This is a genomic window from Bauldia litoralis, assembly GCF_900104485.1.
Lineage (GTDB): Bacteria > Pseudomonadota > Alphaproteobacteria > Rhizobiales > Kaistiaceae > Bauldia > Bauldia litoralis.
The window spans coordinates 221878-244329 of record NZ_FMXQ01000002.1; the positions used below are offsets into that span (position 1 = coordinate 221878).

Here is a 22452-nt window from a genome sequence, read left to right on the forward strand (position 1 = left end):
CGCCCGTCGAAATCTGCCGCCGAAGGTGGTTAGATTGGAAAATGTCGAAACAAGCCCTCTCTCCGATTCGCCCGATCGACCATCTGGTCATCGCCGTCCACGACCTCGATGCGGCGCGCGCCGTCTATGACCGGCTCGGCTTCACGCTGACCCCGGAAGCCCGCCACCCGTTCGGCACGGTGAATTCGCTGGTCCAGCTCAATGGCGGGTTCCTCGAACTGCTGGCCGTGGCCGACGAGGCGGCGACGACCAAGCCGGAGGAGGAGGTCTTTGTCGGCTTCAACATGAACTATCTCGACGACCGCGAGGGGCTGTCAATGCTGGCGCTCAGGAGCGACGATCCGGCCGCCGACCGCGCCGATTTCGCCCGCCATGGCCTGCCGGTCTTCGCGCCGTTCCGCTTCGAGCGGACGGGGCGTGGGCCGGACGGGGCGGAGCGGGACCTTGCCTTCGCGCTGACCTTCACCCGCAACGCCCGCATCCGCGACGCGATGTTCTTCACCTGCCACAACGAGCGGCCGGAGAATTTCTGGTCGCCGGTCTACCAGACCCACGCCAATGGCGCATCGCGGATCGAGGCGGTGACGATGGTCGCCCGCGACCCGGCGGATTTCCATGAGTTCTTCTATTACTTCACGGGCCAGCACGACATGCGTTCGGACAGCCTGACCGTTACCTTCGACCTCGGCGGCGGCAAGCTCGAACTGATGTCGCCGGTCGGCGTGCGCGGCTTCTTCGGCGAGGCAATCGAACGGGACCCCAATCCTCGTTTCGTTGCGCTGCGGGTCGCCGTGCCGAGTCTCGACCGGGTGCGGGCGGTGCTCGGCGAGAATGGCGTCGCGTTCAGCGAATTGCTCGGCCGGGTCGTCGTGCCGGCGAGCGAGGCCTGCGGCGTGGCGGTGGCGTTCAGCGAGGCAGAGTAGCCCCGGGGGCGCAGTGCCCGCTCCCTTGGGTCAGGCGAGACAAACCCTTGCTTCATTGAGGCCGGACGTGGCGGACCAACCGCCACGCCGCCACGTCCGTGTATTGTCAACGCGTCCGGTCAGAGAACGAAATCGTTGTCGTGAAGCGTGTGGATCCCATCAAGTTTGATCGCCAGATCAGTCTTGCCGTCGCCGTTCTTGTCGACGTAAACGGCGGTAAAATCCTTCTTGGCTTTTGTCTTGTACCGAACTTCCGGGTCGCCGTCGTCGTGGAATTTCTTCTTTCCGATGAAATCGAATTTGGTTTTTGACAGTTTGCTTATGTCGATCTTGTCCTTCTTGTCCCAGTCTCCGATAACGTCGGCGTCCTTCAATTTCTTTGAAGAGGAACTGTTCTTGGCAAAAACGAACTTGTCCCGCGATATGGAAACCGCAAGGAGGCCGGTATCGGTCCCGTCCTGATCGCCGAACAGGATATCGAATCCGTTATTCGCGATCAGCTTATCCTTGCCGGCGGATCCGAACAGGATGTTGTCGGCGTTCTTCAGCGCCTTGAGCGTGTCCTTTCCCTCGGTCCCGAGGACCTCGTTGACAATCCCGGTAAGGCTCAGGGAACTCCCCTTGATGTTCGAGACGAAGATACCGGAATCGTAGAGGGAATCCCCGGTGTCAGCGATAGCGATCTTGATGTCGTTCACGCCTGGCTTGACTTCGGCGATAACCTTCAGCTTCTTGCTGAGACCATCATATTCAATCGTGATCCCACCCCCCGTATTGTCCTGGAAGTAAGCGACGTTGTTGTCGAGGACACTGAGCGGGCTGTCGGCGTTTCCACCAAACAGCGCAACGTTCTTGCCGTTCACGAAGATTGCGGCGATATCGACGAATGTGGAGCTTGAGAATTCCGGATACTCGTCCGATCCGAACACCACTTCGAACGAAACTGACTTGACCCCGGCTGCGGCCATGATCTGGAATTCGAGAATCGATGCGTCGCGGGTCGACCCTGCGCCCGGAAACGCATTCTGGACTTCCGTGTTCAACTGCGTATCGCCGTTTTCTCCGGTCGAGAGCGTGTAGCTACTTGAAGTATTGATCAATGCCGGCGAGCCATCGCCACTGGTCAACAGGATTCCCTTGTTGCTGACGACCGCTTGTCCGAGGTTAAGGTTGTCGAAGAAGGACGATGATTGCGGCCTCCCCGTATATTTTGCCGAGCCGTTGACGTAGCTGATCCCGGAGGGCGAAACAAAAAGCGCCTTCGCCAGCAAGTCATCGTTGCCACCGGTATATTCAGTGAACGCGTTGGTCATCGTCCAAGCCTCCCTGTTGATGCACCGTTCCGGCGATGGATCAAGATCGGCCAAATGGCAGCGGCACCGCCGAATTGCGTTGGAACCCAACACCGGACCAAAAAAAGGCGATCTCGGGTGTTTCAGTTATTCTATTTTTACACAACTTTTTAATCACTATGGCGCTTAAGACAACTTGAATCAAGCTGGGGTCCCTCTGGGTACCCCCCACTAGTATCAATCAGGAGTGCGCAGGCGGCCGCACCGCCGGAGAATGATTATCTCCGGGCCGTCTGGCTTCGCTCAAGCACCCGGCGCATCAGGTAGAGGCTGAGGCAGGCGATGGCCGTGCAGACGACGCTGAGGAGGATGGCGGCCTGCAGGAAGTCCGCCGTTTCCGCGGGGCCGGCGACCTTGAAATAGGCGTAGAGCCCGGCGCCGGCGACGGCGAGCACCGCGAGCGGCAGGAAGAAGCGATCGACGAAGCGGTGGAGCGGCGAGGCCAGCACCAGCGCGGCGGCCAGGAAGGGCAGGGAGGCGAAGAAGGCGATCGGCAGCAGCACCATGCCGAAGGCGCCACCCAACGCGGCGACGAGAAGATGCCCGCCGAACAGGCCGATGCCCCAGGCCACAAGGATCTGGGCCGCCATGACGATGATCTGGAGCATTGCAGTCGATCCGTAAGCGGCGCCGGCGGGAGGGGCCGGTTGGCGCGTTACGTCCGGCCGGCGGCATTCTCGTCAAGATACTCGAAGGCGCCGATATTGCGCAGCGCTTTGTACGAATAGCAGATAAGCGGAACGCCGATGCCCGTCGCCACCACCGAAAACAGGAAGCCGCTGATCGAAACGACGGCGAGGTACGTCTGGAGCGCGTCGCCTGCCGACCGGAACGGATCATCGGAGGCGGCGGCCCACTCGTCGACGCCGGCAAGGTAGAAGCGCGTGAAAAGAAGGGTCGCGACGCCGCCGACAATCATCACGGGCAGCATTCCGAGCGTCCCGACCGCGACGAGGCGCCAGAAGTTCCCCTTCGAGAGCGCGAAGGCCTCACGGAAGCTGAACCGGCCCTCGACCACGATGATCGGATAGATCGGCCAAAGGCGCACGACGAGATATGCGCCGATGCCGAGGAGAGTGACGCCGATCAGGATCCCTGCGGCGCTGGCGCCGGTGTTGGCGGCCAGAACGGCTGGAATGGCGACTGCGACGATCGCCACGAGGCCAATGAGGAAGGAAAGCCCGATGAAAAGGCGCTCCGGCCGCTTCAGCGAAAACAGCAGCCAGGTTCCCGGCAGGCGGTCGTTGAAGAGGATGACGCGGTGCAGCGCGACGGCGGTCATCGCAAAGGCGACGATCGAAACGATCTGGACCAGGAGATTGAAGATCGCGGCGCTTGGCGGTTCGTAAGTGAAATCGGCAGCCGCCACTTTCGCCTCGATGCCGAGGTAGCCCTGGGCAAAGCCGAGGAGGGCGACAATCGCCAGCGGAAACCACACCAGCCGGAAGATGGTGCCGAATTCATGAAAGAGGAACAGGTACGCGAACTTGACGACCTCGAGGACCGGTACTCTTCGCATGGCGTTCCCCTGCGTTGACCGACTCGCGAGCCAGCAACCTTCGACCCCTCGGTACAGGCGCGAACCCGCCCGGGCAATCGCAGGATGGGCGCGTGGTGAAGACCGAAGGGGTTGGCGGTCAGCCGGCCGGCGCCCGCATCGCCGCTGCCACCACCGCCGGGGGCGGCAGCGTTGCGTAGCGCTGAAGATACTGGTGGACGAAGGCGATGGCCATGCTGCCTTCGCCGACCGCGGCGGCGACGCGCTTGACGGGTCCGAGCCGGACGTCGCCGCAGGCGAAGAAGCCGGGGACACTGGTTTCCAGCAGGTATGGGTCGCGGTCCTGCGACCAGCGGCCCGCCTTGACCAGGTCCTCGCCGGTCAGCACGAAGCCGCGCGGATCGCGCGCGATTTCCGCCGGAAGCCAGCCGGTCTCGGCATCGGCGCCGATGAAGACGAAGAGACCGCCACACGCCTCGCGGCGAACGTCGCCGGTGGCGCGGTCGACTAGATCGATGCTCGTCAGGTGGTCGTCGCCATCGACGCCCCGGACCTCGGTTTGCAGGGCGACCCGGATGTTGGTCTTTCCCTGGATCTGGTCGATCAGGTAGCGCGACATGCTCTTTTCGAGGGAGTCGCCCCGGACCACCAGAGTTACGGTCGCGGCGTGGTTGGCGAAGAACATGGCGGCCTGGCCGGCCGAGTTGCCGGCGCCGATCAGGTGGATGTCGAGGCCCTGGGTGACGCCGGCCTCGCTGCGGGCGGCGCCGTAGTAGATGCCCTTGCCGATCAGCCGGTCGAAACCGTCGATGGTCATCCGGCGCCAACTGACGCCGGTGGCGAGGATGACGGTACGGCCGTGGATGACGTCGCCGCCGTCGAGCGTGATGGAACGCGCGTCGGTATCGATGGCATCGATCGTCCGGGTGATCAGGATCTCGGCGCCCAGCCGCCTTGCCTGGCGGAGGGCGCGGCTCGCCAGTTCATGGCCGGAAATTCCGCTCGGGAAGCCGAGGTAGTTCTCGATCCGCGACGAGGTGCCGGCCTGTCCGCCCGGCGCTTCGCGCTCGACCACCAGCGTGCGCAGGCCCTCGGAGGCGCCGTAGACGGCGGCGGCGAGGCCGGCGGGGCCACCGCCGACGATGACGGTGTCGTATTCCTCCAAACGCGGGTTTGTCGTCAGGCCGAGGCGGGTGGCGACCTCGCGCGGCCGTGGCTTGACCAGCAACGAACCATCGGTGAGGCGCAGCACCGGCAGGTCTTCCTCCGCCACGGGCGGACCCTGCCAGCGGGCGGCGAAATCGGGCGCGTCCGAGGGGAGGGAATCGAAGACGATCTGGTTGCTGGCAAGGAAATGGCGCAGCGCAAGGCAGGCAGCGTCCCAGCGGTGGCCGACGATGGTTACCTGAGCCGGATGCGGTTCGGCGGCGATGCCGCGGAGGCCGCCAAGCCGCTCGCGGGCGAGGTCGCCGACCGCCTTCGTGATCTCCGGCGACGTGTCCGCGATGGCATGGAACTGGCGGGAACTGACCTTCATCACCCGCGTCGGCCCCGCGGCGCGACCGCCGGCCTGGAAGGGACTGCCATACATCAGCGGGATCTCGCCGTGCATCTTGCCGGCCGCGCGCTCGCCGATCTTGCGCTCGATGCCGTCGACCAGCTTCATCACGTCGAGCGTGCCTGAGAGCACAAGCAGGAACGACGGTTCCTCGCCTTCGTGGACGACATATTCGCCGTCGCCGAGGCGAATATCGGCGGCAACCTGCGCGAGTTGGGCGAGATCGGACGGCTGGAGCGTCGCGAAAAGGGGAATGGCGGCGAGTTCTTCAACCGTGATCATGGCCTTGCGATCCGCCCTCAAGCGGTCGACGCGCCACCGGCAGGCCGCAATCGACCGAACCTCGCTTCATCAGATCGCGCGCAAAGTGCACCTGTTTCGCGAAATTGGCGACAGGAATCTGCTGGCGCGAGCCCGGCCTAGGAAGGAGGCGACAAGGCGCTTTCCCTTTGCCCGGCGATCCGTATGATCCCGCCATCATGACAAAGCCCAACCCCCATGTTTCGGCCGGCGCCGCCACTTTTGGCAACGACCTGCCGCTCGCCCTGATCGCCGGCCCCTGCCAGCTCGAATCCCGCGACCACGCCTTCGACATGGCGGGGCGGCTGAAGGAGATGACGGCGGGGCTGGGGATCGGCTTCGTCTACAAGACCTCCTACGACAAGGCCAACCGCACCAGCCTCGGCGGCAAGCGCGGCGTCGGGCTGGACGATGCGCTGCCGATCTTCGCCGACCTGCGGGCCGAGCTTGGCGTGCCGATCCTCACCGACGTCCACGAGCGCGAGCACTGCGCGCGGGTGGCGGAGAGCGTCGATATCCTGCAGATCCCGGCCTTCCTTTGCCGGCAAACCGACCTGCTGATCGCCGCCGCCGCGACCGGCAAGGTGGTCAACGTCAAGAAGGGGCAATTCCTCGCGCCCTGGGACATGAAGAACGTGCTGGCCAAGATCGTCGACAGCGGCAACCCGAACGTCATGCTGACCGAGCGCGGGGCCAGCTTCGGCTACAACACGCTGGTCTCGGACATGCGGGCGCTGCCGATCATGGCGGCGATGGGCGCGCCGGTGATCTTCGACGCCACCCATTCGGTGCAGCAGCCGGGCGGGCAGGGGACCGCCAGCGGCGGCGACCGGCGGATGGTGCCGGTGCTGGCCCGGGCCGCCGTCGCGGTCGGTGTCGCCGGCGTCTTCATCGAGACCCACCAGGACCCGGACAACGCACCGTCCGACGGGCCCAACATGATCCAGATTGACCAGTTGCCGGCGCTGCTCGAGACGCTGATGGCGCTCGACCGGGTGGCGAAGGGCTGAGGGGAGAATCTAGCCCCGGCCCCGGTAGGGCGGGATGCCCTGGTCGGTGATCCAGGCGTCGGCGGGCGGGGCGCCGGTCTGCCAGAAGACGTCGATCGGCATGCCGCCGCGCGGGTTGAAATAGCCGCCGATGCGCAGCCATTGCGGCTTGAGCAGGTCGACGATGGCGGCGCCGATCGCCACCGTGCAGTCCTCGTGGAAGGCACCGTGGTTGCGGAAGGACTGGAGGTAGAGCTTCAGCGATTTCGATTCCACGAGCCATTTGTCCGGCACGTAGTCGATCATCAGGATGCCGAAATCCGGCTGGCCGGTGACCGGGCAGATCGAGGTGAATTCCGGGAAGGTGAAGCGCGCGACATAGGTCTTGTCGGCGTGCGGATTGGGGACGCGGTCGAGGGTCGCGTGCTCGGGATCCGGCGGAATCGGGACGGAACGGCCGAGTTGCGGCTTCTTGCTAGCCATGGAGCTGGAGTCCGGTGCTGGGGGGGAGGAGCGTGGTCGAGGCCCGCTCATAGCGCCAGACGTCCCGGCCTTTCAAGCGCGTTCCCGCCCACCAGCGGTCGAGGCCGTTCAACGCGACATGGTCGGCCTCGCCGGCAAGCACCGCCCGGCCGGCCTCCGTCAACGTCAGTGTAGGCAACGCAAGGGTCTCGCGGGGATCGTCGACGCCGGTGACGGGCGTGTAGCCGGCAATCAGCGGGGTATCGGCGAAGGCGAGGGCGCCGAGCATGGCGAAGAAACTCGCGTCGCCCATGAAAGCCGCTTGCTCCTTGGCGAGAACCGCGCCGAACAGGCGACCCGGCGCGGCGGTGCCGGCAGCGATGGCGGCCAGCGCGGCTTCCTCGGTCCGGGACAGGCCGTTCGGCCCCGGCAGTTCCTCGAGGAAGCGCAGCAGCGCCGGTGCGACGAAGGGAAGACGGTTGAGCGGCTGCCCAAGGCGGCGGACGACATAGTCCGGCGTCGGCATGGCGAGATCGGCCCAGACGAGGTCGCCGATCTCGAGCTCAGCCTCGCCAATGGCGCGAGCCCGCTCGGCGAAGCGCAGGATGGTCTGCGGCCGCTGGTGGCCGAGGAAATCGTCGGCCTGGACGAGCACGACGCCGGCGCTGCGGTCCTCGTCGGCGAGGAAGGAAAGGATCTGGACGAGCTGGAGCTGATCGTAAAGATCGTGCTCGAACCACAGCTCGATCCGGTCGAAGGCGGCGTGGCGGCGCATCACCGCGTCCCGCTCGGCAAACGTCGCGGCGACCTCCTCCACCGGAAGATCGAACTGGCCGGCAAGGAAGGCGGCCCGTTCGGCGGAATTTTCCTCCAGCGTGCCGGCGCGGATGCGGCCTTCATGCAGCACATCGCGCCACGGCAGGATTTCGCCGTCGCGTCCAGCCGCGGCAAGCAGGTCGGCGGCGCTGTCGCCGTTGGTGATGATCAGAGTGGCCATGACCGGAAAACATGGCGATCCTTCATCGGAATGTCACGTCAATTCCCCTTCCGCAGCCGGGCCTGCTCGGGTAGAAGCGGGCACAAACACCGCTTAGGAGAGCATGACATGACCGCGATCATCGACATCATCGCCCGGGAAATTCTCGACAGCCGTGGCAATCCAACAGTCGAGGTCGACGTCATTCTCGAAGACGGTTCGCTCGGCCGGGCGGCCGTGCCCTCCGGCGCTTCGACCGGCGCCCATGAGGCAGTCGAACTGCGCGACGGCGATGAAGGCCGCTACCTCGGCAAGGGCGTCCAGAAGGCGGTCGACGCGGTCAACAACGAGATCTTCGACGCCATCGGCGGGATGGAGGCCGAAGGCCAGATCCATATCGACCGGACGCTGATCGAACTCGACGGCACGCCGAACAAGGCGCGCCTCGGCGCCAACGCCATTCTCGGCGTGTCGCTGGCGGTCGCCAAGGCGGCGGCCGACGCGGCCGGTTTCCCGCTCTACCGCTATGTCGGCGGCGTCAACGCCCATGTCCTGCCGGTGCCGATGATGAACATCATCAATGGCGGCATGCATGCCGATAACCCGATCGACTTCCAGGAATTCATGATCCTGCCGGTCGGCGCGGAGAACTTCGCAGAAGCGGTGCGGATGGGCGCCGAGGTCTTCCACACGCTGAAGAAGGCGCTGAAGGCCGAGGGTCACAACACCAATGTCGGCGACGAGGGCGGCTTCGCCCCCAACCTGCCGTCGGCGGAAGCCGCGCTCGACTTCGCTCTTCAGGCGATCGAGAAGGCCGGCTATACGCCCGGCGACGACATCTGCCTCGGCCTCGACTGCGCCGCGACCGAGTTCTTCAAGGACGGCAACTACGTCTATTCCGGCGAAGGCGTCACCCGCGACCGGGCAGCCCAGGTCGATTATCTCGCAGCGCTTGCCGCCAAGTACCCGATCATCAGCATCGAGGACGGCATGGCAGAGGACGACTGGGAGGGCTGGAAGGCGCTGACCGACAAGATCGGCGACACCTGCCAACTCGTCGGCGACGATCTCTTCGTCACCAACACCGAACGGCTCGGCCGCGGCATCGAGGGCGGCATCGCCAACTCAGTCCTCGTCAAGGTCAACCAGATCGGCTCGCTGAGCGAGACGCTCGACGCGGTCGGCATGGCGCTCGGCGCCGGCTATACGGCGGTGATGTCGCATCGTTCGGGCGAGACCGAGGATACGACGATCGCCGACCTAGCGGTGGCGACCGGCTGCGGCCAGATCAAGACCGGTTCGCTGGCCCGCTCCGACCGGCTGGCCAAGTACAACCAGCTCATCCGCATCGAGGAAGAGCTCGGCACCCAGGCGGTCTACGCCGGACGGAGTGCTTTCAAGCGCTGATCCCTGGCTTCGGACGCCTCTCCGAAACCATCCATTAAGCCTATTTCGGCAAGGTGCTCCCGGACCAGGGCCCGGGAGACTCATTCGTGTATACGCGCCAGCGCCGCCAGTCTCCGCTTCGGCTCTTGTGGTTGCCGCTCGCGACGGCGGCTTTCGTCGGCTATTTCGGCTACCACGCCTATAGCGGTGTCTACGGCGTGCCGGCGCTCAAGCGCATGCAGGGCGAGGTCGTCGAATTGAAGACGCGTCTTGACAACCTGCGCGAGCAACGCGCCGTGCTTGAAAAGCGTGTTTCGTACCTTAAGCCCGACAGTCTCGACGCGGATATTCTGGATATCGAGGCCCGTACGTCGCTTAATCTGGTTCGACCAGATGAAGTCGTGATCTCGTTTGGTGCAGTGCAGCATTCGCGTGACAAATCACTCGACTGAGCGATCCATACCATTTCAGCATACTTGCAATGCGGGAAAGACAGGCCTCCAGTTCTTGGATTGCCTCTCGCCTTCGGCTAGTCTCGCCCCAAATTAACAAGCAGCACCCCAAGGGGAGGAGTCCTGCATGCCAAAAGCCGCACGGAAGGCCGACAAATCGGCTCCGGTATCCGAGCCGCCGAAAAAGACACGGCCGACCGTCGTCTCGAATCGCAGCGACAAGCTCGCCAAGCTGACCAACGAACAGGAAGTCACGGCATTCGAGCAGATGCTGATGATCCGGCGGTTCGAGGAACGCGCCGGCCAGATGTACGGCATGGGACTGATCGGCGGCTTCTGCCACCTCTATATCGGCCAGGAAGCGGTCGTCGTCGGCATGCAGATGGCGATCGAGGACGGTGACCAGGTCATCACCGGCTACCGCGACCACGGCCACATGTTGGCCTGCGGCATGGACCCGAAGGGCGTGATGGCCGAACTGACCGGCCGCAGCACGGGCTATTCCGAGGGCAAGGGCGGCTCGATGCACATGTTTTCCCGCGAGAAGAATTTCTTCGGCGGGCACGGCATCGTCGCCGCACAGGTACCGCTTGGCACCGGCATCGCCTTCGCCAATCGCTATCGCCGCAACAACCGGGTCTGCCTGACCTATTTCGGCGACGGCGCGGCCAACCAGGGCCAGGTCTACGAGAGCTTCAACATGGCGGAGCTGTGGAAGCTCCCCGTGGTCTACATCATCGAGAACAACCGCTACGCCATGGGCACCTCGGTCGCCCGGTCGTCGGCACAGACCGACTTCTCCAAGCGCGGCGCCTCGTTCGGCATTCCCGGCGAGCAGGTCGACGGCATGGACGTGCGGGCGGTCAAGGCGGCGGGCGACAAGGCGGTGGCCTGGTGCCGCGCCGGCAAGGGCCCCTTCATCCTTGAGATGATGACGTATCGCTATCGCGGCCACTCGATGTCGGACCCGGCCAAGTACCGGTCCCGCGACGAGGTGAACAAGATCCGTGAAGAGAGCGACCCGATCGAGATGGCCCGCAAGCGGATCGTCGACGGCGGCATCATGGACGAGGACGCCCTCAAGAAGATCGAGAAGAGCGTGCGGGATACGGTGACCGAGGCCGCGGAATTCGCCCAGGCAGGCCCGGAACCGGATCCGGCCGAACTCTGGACCGATATCTACCGCTGAGCCGGCGCGTGACCATGTTCATGCCCCGCCTCCCGCTTTCGACAAACACGCCGCTCAGCTTCGACCGGTGCGCGGATCGCCGCCGCCCGGTCGCGCCGCGCCGCCTGACCGCCAAGGGACGTATCTGACCATGCCGATCGACATCCTGATGCCGGCGCTTTCGCCAACGATGGAAGAGGGCACGCTGGCCAAGTGGCTGAAAAAGGAAGGTGATTCCGTTCAGCCCGGCGACGTCATCGCCGAAATCGAGACCGACAAGGCGACCATGGAGGTCGAGGCGATCGACGAGGGATCGCTGGCCCGCATCCTGGTCGCCGAGGGCACCGAGAACGTCAAGGTCAACACGCCGATCGCGATGCTGACGGTCGAGGGCGAGGACGATGTCGGCGAAGCGCCGCCGGCCGCCGACAAGACGGCGGAGAACGGCGCGGCCAAGGCCGAGGCGCCTGCCGTGGACGAGGATGAGGCGGACGCCTCCGTGCCGGCCCGGCCGAAGACCGCCGTCCCGGCCGAGACCGACGTGCCGGAGGGCACCGAGATGGTGACGATGAGCGTCCGCGAGGCGCTTCGCGACGCGATGGCCGAGGAAATGCGCCGCGACGACGAAGTCTTCGTCATGGGCGAGGAAGTCGCCGAATACCAGGGCGCCTACAAGGTCACCCAGGGGCTGCTCGCCGAATTCGGCGCCGACCGGGTGGTCGATACGCCGATCACCGAGCACGGTTTTGCCGGCCTCGGCGTTGGCGCGGCACTCGCCGGCCTGCGGCCGATCGTCGAGTTCATGACCTGGAACTTCGCCATGCAGGCGATGGACCAGATCGTCAATTCCGCCGCCAAGACGCTTTATATGTCCGGTGGCCAGATGGGCTGCCCGATCGTCTTCCGCGGACCGAATGGCGCCGCCGCCCGCGTCGCCGCCCAGCACAGCCAGGATTACTCGGCCTGGTACAGCCAGGTGCCGGGCCTCAAGGTGGTGCAGCCCTATTCGGCCGCCGACGCCAAGGGGCTGCTCAAGTCGGCGATCCGCGATGCCAATCCGGTCGTCTTCCTCGAGAACGAGATTCTCTACGGCCAGTCCTTCGAGGTGCCCAAACTCGACGATTTCACCGTGCCGATCGGCAAGGCCAAGGTTGCCCGGGCCGGCAAGGACGTGACGATCGTCTCCTTCGGCATCGGCATGTCCTATGCGCTGAAGGCGGCCGCTGAACTGGAAGGCGAGGGGATCGACGCCGAGGTCATCGACCTGCGGACGCTCCGCCCGCTCGACATGGAAACGGTGATCGAGTCGATCAAGAAGACCAACCGCTGCATCACGGTCGAGGAGGGCTGGCCGGTTGCCTCGATCGGCAGCTACGTCGCGTCCGAAATCACGATGCAGGCCTTCGACTATCTCGACGCGCCGGTGATCAAGGTCTCCGGCAAGGACGTGCCGATGCCTTATGCGGCCAACCTGGAAAAGCTTGCCTTGCCGACGGTGGCCGACGCCATCGCCGCGGCCAAGGCGGCCACCTACAGGACCTGAACGACACGCGTCGCCCAGACTAGAAGCGGAACAGAGCCATGCCGATCAACATCCTGATGCCCGCGCTGTCGCCGACGATGGAAGTCGGCAACCTTGCCAAGTGGCTCAAGAAGGAGGGCGACACGGTCAAGGCCGGCGACGTCATCGCCGAGATCGAGACCGACAAGGCGACGATGGAAGTCGAGGCGGTCGACGAGGGGACGATCGGCAAGATCCTCGTCGCCGAGGGCGCCCAGGACGTCCCGGTCAACGAGACCATCGCGGTGCTCTTGGAAGAGGGCGAGGACGCCAGCGCGATCAAGGATGGCGGCGCCGCCGCTCCGGCCGCGAAGAAAGCCGAAGCGAAGAAGGACGATGCGCCGGCGAAGGAAGCCGCGCCCGCGGCGAAAAGCGAAAGCAAGCCGGCTAAGGAAGAGGCGCCCGCCAAGGCGACGCAGCCCAGCCAGCCGGCGAAGGGCGCCAATGGCAGCGGCGGCCGCGTCTTCGCTTCACCGCTGGCGCGACGGCTCGCCAGGGACGGCGGAATCGACCTGTCGCAGGTCAAGGGATCCGGCCCGCATGGTCGCGTCATCCAGGCCGATATCGAGGCGGTGAAGTCGGGCAAGACGCCGCTCGCCGCGCCGGCCTCCGCCGGTGGCGCGCCGGCCGCGGCGCCGAGCATGACCGATGCCCAGGTGATGAAGCTCTTCGAAGAGGGCTCCTACGACATCGTTCCGCACGACAACGTCCGCAAGATCATCGCGCGGCGACTGGTCGAGGCCAAGACCACGATCCCGCATTTCTACCTGACCGTCGATACCGAGATCGACGAGTTGCTGAAGCTGCGGGCCGAGATCAATTCCGCCGCGCCGATGGGCGACGACGATAAGCCGGCCTGGAAGGTTTCGGTCAACGACATGGTGATCAAGGCGATGGCGATGGCGCTGCAGCGCGTGCCGGACGCCAATGTGACCTGGACCGAAGGCGGCATGCTGCGCCATACCCGCTCGGACATCGGCGTCGCCGTGTCGATCCCGGGCGGCCTGATCACGCCGGTGGTGCGTCACGCCGAAGAAAAGCGCCTCTCGGAAATTTCCAACGAAATGAAGGACCTGGCGGCACGGGCCCGGACCCGCAAGCTGGCGCCGCAGGAATACCAGGGCGGCTCGACGGCGATCTCCAACCTCGGCATGTTCGGGATCAAGGACTTCGCCGCCGTCATCAACCCGCCCCATGCCTCCATTCTCGCGGTCGGCGCCGGAATCGAGACCGCGGTCGTTCGCGACGGCAAGGTCGAGGCGCGGACGATCATGTCGATCACGCTCTCGACCGACCACCGCGCCGTCGATGGTGCGCTCGGCGCCAAGCTGATCAACGCCGTCAAGACGCTGATCGAGAAGCCGGCGGGCATGCTGGCCTAGGTTCAGGGTTGGGTGCGGCGGCGGACGGCGTCCTGGCGGACGCTGTACGGCGACGATTGGCGATCCATTCGCGACTTCGGGCCAGGCGACCTTTGTTTCAAGGACGAGTGAATGACGGTCACACGGCAGGAAGAACTCGACGCGTTGAAGGAGATCGGGCGGATCGTCGCCGACACCATGCACGCCATGGCGAAGGCGATGCAGCCCGGCATGACGACGCGGGAACTGGACGCGATCGGCGCCGCGTTGCTGGAGCGTGAGGGCGCGGTGTCCGCGCCGCAGTCCAGTTACGATTTCCCCGGGGCGACCTGCATTAGCGTCAACGAAGAGATCGCCCACGGCATCCCGGGCGACCGCGTGATCGCGCGGGGTGACCTCGTCAACATCGACGTCTCGGCATCGAAGAACGGCTTTTTCGCTGATACCGGGGCGACGTTCCGTGTCTCGCCCGTGCACCCCTCGCTGGATCGTCTCTGCCGCGACGGCAAGCGCGCCATGTGGACGGGAATTGCACAAGTCGGCAGCGAAAACCCGCTTGCAGGCATCGGAAACGCAATCGGGCGGTTCGCCGCGGGTCGGGGCTACACCCTGATCCAGAACCTCGCCAGCCACGGAGTCGGCCGGTCGTTGCACGAGGAGCCCGAGCAGATCGCGACCTGGCCGACGCGAAATGACAAGCGGCGCATCACCAAGGGACTTGTGTTCACCGTCGAGCCCTTCCTGTCGAAGGGCGGTCAATGGGCCGCAGACGGCGACGACGGATGGACCCTCTACAGCGAACCGCGCGCGCCCGTCGTGCAGTACGAACATACGGTCGTCGCCACGGATGGCGGGGCCATCGTCGTCACGCTGCCGAGCTAGCCACCCGCATTCGCTCGAACAGTCTGGTGGGAGCACCATGTCGGCACCCTCGATACGATCAGCGACGATCCGGGACGCGACTCATCTCGCCGCGCTGGTCGATATCGCCGGGGAGGGGTTCGCCTCGTATTTCTGGGGGCAGATGGCCGGGCCGGGCCAGTCGCCCTTCGAGATCGGACGGATGCGCGCCCGGCGCGACGAAGGCTCCTTCACCTGGCGGAATGCGGTGATTGCCGAAGCTGACGGCGACGTTGCCGGTGCGCTGGTCGGCTACCGGATAGCGGACAGCACCGATCCCGCCGATATCGCCGAAGCGCCGGCGATCGTCCGGCCGATGGTCGAACTCGAGGCCGAGGCGCCGGGCCACTGGTATGTCAACGTGCTGGCGGTCTTCCCGGAGTATCGCGGCAAGGGGATCGGCGGCGCCTTGCTCGCCCGCGCCGACGACATCGGCAGGGCGGTGGCGCCGGCCGGTATGGCGATCATCGTTGCCTCGGAGAATGAGGGCGCGGTGCGGCTCTACGAGCGCTGCGGCTATCGCGAGGTGGCCCGGCGGCCGATCGTCGGGTTTCCGGGCTATCTGCGTGAAGGCGACTGGGTTCTGTTGACCCGGCCGCATTCCTGAATTGCGCCAGCCGACTAGGGGGGGCGGGCGCATCATGCTAAGGAAAAGCGACAAGAACGACCGCTACGGGAAGCGGCCTTGGGGAAGGGAACGATCGTGCAAAGACCGATCCTGGCGAACATAACCGCGCTTGCCGCAGCGCTGGTCGTCATCATCGCCGTCAGCGCATTGTGGATCGTCAACCTGCGGATGGGGCCGCCGCTCGAGGCCTTCACCGGCGGCGCGATGGTCATCTACCTGCCGGCGATGCTCCTGATCCTCACGGTGCTGTGGGTCGTGCTGCGCGCCCTGTTTGTCGGCGGCCGCGCGCTGGCGGTGTGGATGCCCTTTGTCGGCGGCGCGGTACTGGCGCTGATCGTCGTGGTCGCCAATTGCGGACCGACCAGATGTTTCGTGCCGGGCAACGAGCGCCTGCTTGGCTGGTTCGCGGTCGGTGGCGCAGGGCTGGCGGCGCTGACCCATCACCTTGTGCTTCGGCGTTTCGCGGGAGAGGCCAATGCGACGTAAGCGGACCGCCGTCGTTGTCGGGCTCGGAATGGCAGCCATGCTGGCCGGCATTTGCTCGGCAAGCGCCGCGCTCCCACCTTATTGGCAGCGCGCCAGGGAAATCGAGCGGATCGTCGGCGACCAGGGCGTCAACGAAGCGCTGAATTCCTCGCCGATCGTCTCTATCGCCGTGACCGGCGACGACGTCTACGAGGTGCGCAGCGAGACCTGCCGGCTGACGGTGACGATCGTCGACGTACCGCAGGATGAAGGGATGATGGGGCCGCGCAAGTTCGATCTCGAACTCGGCCAGGCCGAATGCCAGTGACAGCAACACCCCAAGACAACGGATAGACTGATTATGGCGAATGCATACGACATTATCGTGATCGGCGCCGGACCCGGCGGCTACGTGGCGGCCATTCGTGCGGCGCAGCTCGGCCTCAAGGTGGCGGTCGTCGAGAAGAACCACCTCGGCGGCATCTGTCTCAACTGGGGCTGCATCCCGACCAAGGCGCTGCTGCGTTCGGCCGAGATTTACCACTATCTCGAGAATGCCGATGCCTATGGCGTGTCGGCCAAGGGCGTCAGCTTCGACCCGGCCGCCGTGGTCAAGCGCTCGCGCGGCGTCGCCTCGCAGCTCGCCACCGGGGTCGGCTTCCTGCTCAAGAAGAACAAGGTCGACGTGATCTGGGGCGAGGCGACGGTGACGGCGCCCGGCAAGCTTACCGTCAAGGCGGCCGACAACGCGCCCAAGGGCGCGCTCGGCGGCGGCGACTACCAGGCAAAGAACATCATCGTCGCCACCGGCGCACGGCCGCGGCCGTTGCCCGGCATGGAACCGGACAAGAAGCTGATCTGGACCTATTTCGAGGCGATGGTGCCGGAGAAGATGCCGAAGTCGCTGCTGGTCGTCGGCTCCGGGGCGATCGGCATCGAATTCGCGTCCTTCTACCACACCATGGGCGTCGACGTGACGGTGGTCGAGATCCTCCCGCAGATCCTGCCGGTCGAGGACGAGGAGATCGCGGCCCACGCCCGCAAGCGCTTCGAGAAGCAGGGGATCAAGATCCTCACCGACGCCAAGGTCGCCTCGCTCAAGAAGGGCAAGGATTCGATCACCGCGACGATCGAGACCAAGGATGGCAAGAAGCAGGAGATCACCGCCGACCGGATGATCTCGGCCGCCGGCGTCGTCGGCAATATCGAGAATCTCGGCCTCGAGAAGCTCGGCGTGAAAACCGACCGCGGCTGCATCGTCATCGACGCGATGGGCAAGACCAACGTCCCGGGCATCTACGCCATCGGCGATGTCGCCGGGCCGCCGATGCTCGCCCACAAGGCCGAGCATGAAGGCGTCATCTGCGTCGAGGGCATCGCCGGCAAGCATCCGCATGCCATGGACAAGCTGAAGATCCCGGGCTGCACCTACTGCAACCCGCAGATCGCCTCCGTCGGCCTGACCGAGAAGAAGGCCAAGGAAGCCGGCTACGACATCAAAGTCGGCCGCTTCCCCTTCATCGGCAACGGCAAGGCGATCGCGCTCGGCGAGCCGGAGGGCATGGTCAAGACGATCTTCGACAAGAAGACCGGCCAGTTGCTCGGCGCCCATATGGTTGGCGCCGAGGTGACCGAACTGATCCAGGGCTTCGTCATCGCGATGAACCTCGAAACGACGGAGGAAGACCTGATCAACTCGGTCTTCCCGCATCCCACCTTGTCCGAAATGATGCATGAGAGCGTCATGGCGGCCTATGGACGCGTGATCCACGCCTGAGCAGGCCGGCCGGGCACCCCGCCCGGCCGCTCGCACGCGCATCCTGCAATCAGTTTCCGGAAGGCAGCAAACGATGGCGAAAGTCGTTCAGGTCGGGCTCGGCCGGTGGGGATTCGACTGGACGAAGGAGATCCTGCCGACGGTGCCGCAGGCCGAGATGGTCGGCTATGTCGACACCTCGGCCGAGGCGCTGGCCCGCGTCCAGGGCGAACTCGGCATTCCGGTCGACAAGTGCTTCACCAGCCTCGACGCGGCCCTGGCGGCGGTCGACTGCGACCTCGTGCTGGGAACGCTGCGCACCGAAGCGCACTTTCCCGTGGCGAAACAGGTACTTGAGGCCGGGATCAATGTCATGGTCGAGAAGCCCTTCGCCTCGACGATCAGCGAGGCCAAGGCGCTGATCGCGATCGCCCGGGCGCAAGGCAAGCTGCTCGCGGTCAGCCAGAATTACCGCTTCTTTCCCGCGCCGATCCTCGCCGCACGGCTTCTGGCCGAACAGGCGCTCGGCCCGAGCGATATCGTCCGGCTGGAATTCCGGCAGCACGGGCCGACCGTCGGCCACAACTACATGGAAATGCCCGATCCGCTGCTCGCCGACATGTCGATCCACCATTTCGACCTGATGCGCATGGTGCTCAATTCCGAGCCGGCGCGGCTGAGTTGCCGGACCTGGAACCCGGTCGAGAGCCCGTTCCACTCGGATCCGGCCGGCGTGGCGCTGATCGAGTTCGAGAATGGCACCATGGTCAACTACCAGGCGTCCTGGATGAGTGGCGGCCCGCGGACGGCCTGGGCCGGCGCGTGGACGATGGATTGCGCCGAGGGCGACATCTGGTGGACCTCGCGCGATCATTTCGGCCCGGAAAAGGCAGAAGATCGCCTGATCGTCAGGCGTCGCGGCGCGGAACCGGTGGTGCCGGACCTGCCGGCGGTGCCCTTCATCGACCGCGCCGGGTCGCTTGCCGCGGCCGTCGAGGCAGTCGATACCGGCAAGCTGCCGCCGCGCTTTCCGTCGGGCGAGGACAATCTCAAAAGCCTCGCACTGGTCGCCGCGGCCATTCTTTCCGCCAAGCGCGACGGCGCCTGGGTGGAAATTGACGAGGTACTGGAGTAAGCCCGAAGGGCTGGCAGACGCCTGACGGCCATTCGCGGCCAACAGTGCAGGCGCATCCGAGGAGTCTACCATGAGCGTCGCGACGGGTTTGCGGTTTCGGTCGAGGCTTGCGGTTGGCGGCGTGCTCGCCGCGGCCGTGATCGGTCTCGGGCTGCTGGCCTCCGGGCCATCCGCCACGGACGCCCTGGCGGCATCCGGCAAGACAAGCAAGACCGGTGCTGCGGTCCAGATCACCGGCAATGGCGAGAAGGTCGACGCCTCCGGGGCCAGCGTCGTCATCCGCGGCACCGCGAGCAAGATCAGCGCCGGCGGCGCGCTCGTCGATATCCAGGCCAAGGTTGACGGCGACGTCGAGGCCGGCGGCGCCCAGGTGTCGATCGATGGCGATATCGGCGGCGACCTCCATGTTGGTGGCGGTCTTGTCGAGATCAGCGGCTCCGTCGGCGGCGAGGCCTATGTCGGTGGCGCGGTCGTCCGCTTCAACGCGACGGCCGCCAAGGACGTCAAGGCCGGCGCCGCAACGCTGGAGATCGGCTCCGACGCCAAGATCGCCGGCGCTCTGTACGGTGGGGGCGCCAGCGTTACCCTCGACGGGGCGGTCGACGGGGTCGTCGACGTGTGGGGCGCGGCCGTCATCATCAACGGCAAGGCCGGCGGCGACGTCACCGTCAGCGCCGACCAGGTCATCGTCGCGTCGACCGCGACGATTGCCGGCGACCTGATCGTCCGCTCGAAGAACGATCCCGTCATCGAGGACGGCGCGTCGATCACCGGGCAGGTGCGGATCGAGGAGCCGCGGCCGTGGTTCGTCGTGCCGGACTGGCTGCTCGCCGTCGGTGCTGCGCTGATCGCCATTGCCGGTGCGATCCTTGCCGGCGCGATCCTGCTGCTGATCGGCCGCGGGGCATTCGAGGAGGGCCTCGGCAAGGCCGCTTTCCGGCCGGTTTCCAGCGGGCTGATCGGGCTGGCGCTGCTGATCATCCTGCCGATCATCGCGGTCATCCTGATGACGACCGTCATCGGCCTTTCCTTCGGCGTCGCGCTGCTGATGGTCCTGCCATTCCTGCTGGTCGCCGGCCACGCGGTAGCCGCCGGCTGCATCGGCATGTGGATCCTTGACCGCTCGGGCGGCCCACGGAGCGCCGGGCGGCTGATCGTCTTCATCATCCTCGGGGCGGTGATTCTCGGCGTGATCTGGCTGATCCCGGTCGCCGGGCCGATCGTCGCCTTCCTGGCGATGCTGATCGGCACCGGCGCCTACCTGCGCACGCTCCTCCACCGGATGCGGCATGGTGCGGGGTTGCCGCCGGTCTGAAGGCACACCTTGGGCTGAGGCAGATCAGCGGCTAAACTGACGGGATGCCGCCCTGCGAGTCGGTTTCCGGGCGGCGAGAGGGGAACGGATCATGAGCGAGCAAACCAAATCGATCATCGCCTGGGTCGTCATAGGCCTGATCGCCGGCCTCGTTGCCAGCCTGATCGTCGGCGGCGCCGGAGGGATCATCGGATGGCTGATCGCCGGCCTGATCGGCTCGGTCGTCGGCGGCTTCCTGGCCCGCCAGCTCAATATCAAGCTAAACACCGGCAACGCCTTTCTCGATCAGGTCGTCATCGCCATCGTCGGCGCGATCATCGTCCTGATCATCGCCCGCATCATCACCTGACGGGATCGCCCGTCAGGACACACATCTGGCGACCGTTTGTGCGCCGTCCATTCCGGTGGCACGTCGACGGTTTCCAGATCATCTACCCGTGATTTTCGCGCCAGGATAACAAGAGGAGACGGCCATGACGCCGGCAAAGAAGGCTTTTCGTTGGGTTTTCGGGATTTGCCTGGGGCTTGGCGTGCTGCTCGGCCTGGTCAAGCTGGTCGCCCCGGATGCCGCCAGCGTTACCTGGAACGGCGCCGAGATGACCGGTCTCGGGGCAATCGCCGTGGCGGGCGGCATCGGTGCGTTTTTCGGCCTGATCTTCGGGCTGATCATTGCCGGGATCGTCAAGCTCGCCACCCGCGGTTCGGCCAAGGCCTGACCGGCGGGCGGCTGCCTTGCACGTCGGGCATTGGTCCTCGCCGCATCATTCAACTATATGATGGGCAACGACAAGATCGGGCAGGCAATCGGCCCGGCGTGGAGGCACAGGGATAATTCATGGTCGTCGTACTCGACACGGTAGGCAGTGCGCCGCAGCGCCCCCGGCATCCGGAAAAGGCGCACCGGCCGGATTCGGCTATCGCCCGCAAGCCGGACTGGATCCGGGTCAAGGCGCCGAATTCGCCGGTCTTCAAGGAAACCACCGCGATCGTCCGCGAGCACGGCCTCGTGACCGTGTGCGAGGAGGCCGGCTGCCCGAATATCGGCGAATGCTGGTCGAAGAAGCACGCGACCTTCATGATCATGGGCGATACCTGCACCCGCGCCTGCGCCTTCTGCAACGTCCGCACCGGCCAGCCGGGCCCGCTCGACCCCGACGAACCCGAGAAGGTCGCCGATGCGACCGCCAAGCTCGGCCTGCAGCATGTCGTCATCACCTCGGTCGACCGTGACGACCTCGCCGACGGCGGCGCCGAGCATTTCGCCCGGACCATCGCCGCCATCCGCCGCGCCTGCCCGACGACCATCGAGGTGCTGACCCCCGACTTCCTGCGCAAGGACGGCGCGATCGAGACCGTGGTCGCCGCCAAGCCGGACGTCTTCAACCACAACCTCGAGACGGTTCCCTCCAAGTATCTCAAGGTCCGGCCGGGCGCGCGCTACTTCGCCTCGCTGCGGCTGCTCCAGAAGGTCAAGGAGCAGGACCCGACGATGTTCACCAAGTCCGGCATCATGGTCGGGCTCGGCGAGGAGCGGAACGAGGTGCTCCAGCTGATGGACGACCTGCGCTCGGCCGATGTCGATTTCCTGACCATCGGCCAGTATCTGCAGCCGACCCGCAAGCATCATCCGGTGATGGGCTTCGTCAGCCCGGAGGAATTCCGCGCCTACGAGACCATCGCCTATGCCAAGGGCTTCCTGATGGTCTCGGCGACCCCGCTGACCCGCTCGTCGCACCATGCCGGCGAGGATTTCGCCAAGCTGCGCGCGGCGCGGGCGGCGAAGCAGGGCAACTGAGGCCAGCCGGCGGCGATGCCGCAATTCACCACGACGCGGCGGATCCCGCATAGCGCCACCGACATGTTCGACCTGGTGGCGAATGTCGAAGCCTATCCGCAATTCCTGCCGCTCTGCGAAAGCCTGGTCGTGCGTTCGCGCCGGCAGGACGGATCGCGCGAAACTCTCGTCGCGACGATGACCATCGCCTACAAGCTGATCCGCGAATCCTTCACCACCAAGGTGGTGCTCGACCGGGAGGCGATGACGATCCGCGCCGAGTATCTCGACGGGCCGTTCAGCCACCTGGAGAATGTCTGGCGCTTCGAGCCGCACGGGCGCGGCGACTGCATCGTCTATTTCGACATCGACTACGCGTTCCGCTCAAGAATGCTCGGCGTGGTGATGGGTGCGGTGTTCGACCGGGCGTTTCGCAAGTTCACCGAGGCGTTCGAGGAACGCGCCGACGAAGTCTACGGCGCACCGGCCTGAC

24 protein-coding genes are annotated in these 22452 nt (G+C 65.6%); 18 read left to right on the forward strand and 6 right to left on the reverse strand.

What is annotated here, in order from left to right:
• The first annotated feature begins 41 nt into the window (after positions 1–41).
• Positions 42–923, forward strand: coding sequence for a VOC family protein (locus BLT60_RS04975; RefSeq protein WP_090875156.1), 882 nt, complete (start codon positions 42–44; stop codon positions 921–923).
• 119 nt (positions 924–1042) lie between these two features.
• Here the strand turns inward: BLT60_RS04975 and BLT60_RS04980 are convergent, their stop codons facing one another.
• From BLT60_RS04980 to BLT60_RS04995, 4 genes are all read right to left on the reverse strand, one after another.
• Positions 1043–2236, reverse strand: a complete 1194-nt coding sequence (locus tag BLT60_RS04980) for a choice-of-anchor L domain-containing protein (protein WP_090875158.1) — start codon at positions 2234–2236, stop codon at positions 1043–1045.
• Positions 2237–2493: 257 nt separating this feature from the next.
• Entirely contained in the window at positions 2494–2883 is a 390-nt protein-coding gene (locus tag BLT60_RS04985) for a hypothetical protein (RefSeq protein WP_090875160.1), read from the reverse strand.
• Between the two features lie 47 nt (positions 2884–2930).
• A complete protein-coding gene (locus BLT60_RS04990; RefSeq protein WP_090875162.1) occupies positions 2931–3794 on the reverse strand; it encodes a hypothetical protein in 864 nt (287 codons plus the stop codon).
• A 118-nt stretch (positions 3795–3912) separates the two neighbouring features.
• The gene (locus tag BLT60_RS04995; protein WP_090875736.1) at positions 3913–5613 is read right to left on the reverse strand and encodes an FAD-dependent oxidoreductase; all 1701 of its coding nucleotides are present in this window, start codon (positions 5611–5613) and stop codon (positions 3913–3915) included.
• Between the two features lie 197 nt (positions 5614–5810).
• Here BLT60_RS04995 and kdsA point away from each other — a divergent pair, with 197 nt between their 5' ends.
• Entirely contained in the window at positions 5811–6641 is an 831-nt protein-coding gene (kdsA, locus tag BLT60_RS05000) for a 3-deoxy-8-phosphooctulonate synthase (protein WP_090875737.1), read from the forward strand.
• A 9-nt stretch (positions 6642–6650) separates the two neighbouring features.
• Here the strand turns inward: kdsA and queF are convergent, their stop codons facing one another.
• Positions 6651–7103, reverse strand: a complete 453-nt coding sequence (gene queF / locus BLT60_RS05005; RefSeq protein ID WP_210185541.1) for a preQ(1) synthase — start codon at positions 7101–7103, stop codon at positions 6651–6653.
• Positions 7096–8079, reverse strand: coding sequence for a DUF1835 domain-containing protein (locus BLT60_RS05010; RefSeq protein ID WP_090875166.1), 984 nt, complete (start codon positions 8077–8079; stop codon positions 7096–7098). The genes queF and BLT60_RS05010 overlap by 8 nt, the downstream gene beginning before the upstream one ends.
• 108 nt (positions 8080–8187) lie before the next feature.
• Between BLT60_RS05010 and eno the strand changes: the two genes are divergently transcribed.
• The 16 genes from eno to BLT60_RS05090 all read left to right on the forward strand — a co-directional run bounded on the left by eno (position 8188) and on the right by BLT60_RS05090 (position 22451).
• Positions 8188–9465: a phosphopyruvate hydratase gene (gene eno / locus BLT60_RS05015; protein ID WP_090875168.1), complete on the forward strand. Its 1278-nt coding sequence runs from the start codon at positions 8188–8190 to the stop codon at positions 9463–9465.
• A gap of 86 nt (positions 9466–9551) precedes the next feature.
• A complete protein-coding gene (locus BLT60_RS05020) occupies positions 9552–9896 on the forward strand; it encodes an FtsB family cell division protein (protein WP_175478295.1) in 345 nt (114 codons plus the stop codon).
• A 127-nt stretch (positions 9897–10023) separates the two neighbouring features.
• Positions 10024–11085, forward strand: a complete 1062-nt coding sequence (gene pdhA, locus BLT60_RS05025; protein WP_090875172.1) for a pyruvate dehydrogenase (acetyl-transferring) E1 component subunit alpha — start codon at positions 10024–10026, stop codon at positions 11083–11085.
• Between the two features lie 130 nt (positions 11086–11215).
• A complete protein-coding gene (locus tag BLT60_RS05030; RefSeq protein WP_090875174.1) occupies positions 11216–12607 on the forward strand; it encodes a pyruvate dehydrogenase complex E1 component subunit beta in 1392 nt (463 codons plus the stop codon).
• Positions 12608–12645: 38 nt separating this feature from the next.
• On the forward strand, positions 12646–14007 hold the full coding sequence (locus BLT60_RS05035) for a pyruvate dehydrogenase complex dihydrolipoamide acetyltransferase (RefSeq protein WP_090875176.1): 1362 nt from the start codon (positions 12646–12648) through the stop codon (positions 14005–14007).
• Between the two features lie 111 nt (positions 14008–14118).
• Positions 14119–14868: a type I methionyl aminopeptidase gene (gene map, locus BLT60_RS05040; RefSeq protein WP_090875177.1), complete on the forward strand. Its 750-nt coding sequence runs from the start codon at positions 14119–14121 to the stop codon at positions 14866–14868.
• Positions 14869–14905: 37 nt separating this feature from the next.
• Positions 14906–15493: a GNAT family N-acetyltransferase gene (locus BLT60_RS05045; RefSeq protein ID WP_175478296.1), complete on the forward strand. Its 588-nt coding sequence runs from the start codon at positions 14906–14908 to the stop codon at positions 15491–15493.
• Between the two features lie 96 nt (positions 15494–15589).
• A complete protein-coding gene (locus BLT60_RS05050; RefSeq protein ID WP_139167755.1) occupies positions 15590–16000 on the forward strand; it encodes a hypothetical protein in 411 nt (136 codons plus the stop codon).
• The gene (locus tag BLT60_RS05055) at positions 15990–16307 is read left to right on the forward strand and encodes a hypothetical protein (protein WP_139167756.1); all 318 of its coding nucleotides are present in this window, start codon (positions 15990–15992) and stop codon (positions 16305–16307) included. Before BLT60_RS05050 ends, BLT60_RS05055 begins: the two co-directional genes overlap by 11 nt.
• Positions 16308–16340: 33 nt before the next feature.
• The gene (gene lpdA, locus BLT60_RS05060) at positions 16341–17756 is read left to right on the forward strand and encodes a dihydrolipoyl dehydrogenase (RefSeq protein ID WP_090875182.1); all 1416 of its coding nucleotides are present in this window, start codon (positions 16341–16343) and stop codon (positions 17754–17756) included.
• 73 nt (positions 17757–17829) lie between these two features.
• The gene (locus tag BLT60_RS05065; RefSeq protein ID WP_090875184.1) at positions 17830–18870 is read left to right on the forward strand and encodes a Gfo/Idh/MocA family protein; all 1041 of its coding nucleotides are present in this window, start codon (positions 17830–17832) and stop codon (positions 18868–18870) included.
• Positions 18871–18940: 70 nt separating this feature from the next.
• Positions 18941–20185 carry a DUF8173 domain-containing protein gene (locus BLT60_RS05070; protein ID WP_090875185.1) on the forward strand — a complete coding sequence of 415 codons (1245 nt, stop codon included), beginning with the start codon at positions 18941–18943 and terminating at the stop codon, positions 20183–20185.
• A gap of 91 nt (positions 20186–20276) precedes the next feature.
• A complete protein-coding gene (locus tag BLT60_RS05075; protein ID WP_090875187.1) occupies positions 20277–20534 on the forward strand; it encodes a GlsB/YeaQ/YmgE family stress response membrane protein in 258 nt (85 codons plus the stop codon).
• A 124-nt stretch (positions 20535–20658) separates the two neighbouring features.
• The gene (locus BLT60_RS05080) at positions 20659–20901 is read left to right on the forward strand and encodes a hypothetical protein (RefSeq protein ID WP_090875189.1); all 243 of its coding nucleotides are present in this window, start codon (positions 20659–20661) and stop codon (positions 20899–20901) included.
• A 119-nt stretch (positions 20902–21020) separates the two neighbouring features.
• Positions 21021–21980: a lipoyl synthase gene (gene lipA / locus BLT60_RS05085; RefSeq protein WP_090875191.1), complete on the forward strand. Its 960-nt coding sequence runs from the start codon at positions 21021–21023 to the stop codon at positions 21978–21980.
• A gap of 15 nt (positions 21981–21995) precedes the next feature.
• Entirely contained in the window at positions 21996–22451 is a 456-nt protein-coding gene (locus BLT60_RS05090) for a type II toxin-antitoxin system RatA family toxin (RefSeq protein WP_090875193.1), read from the forward strand.
• The last annotated feature ends 1 nt before the right edge of the window (position 22452 follow it).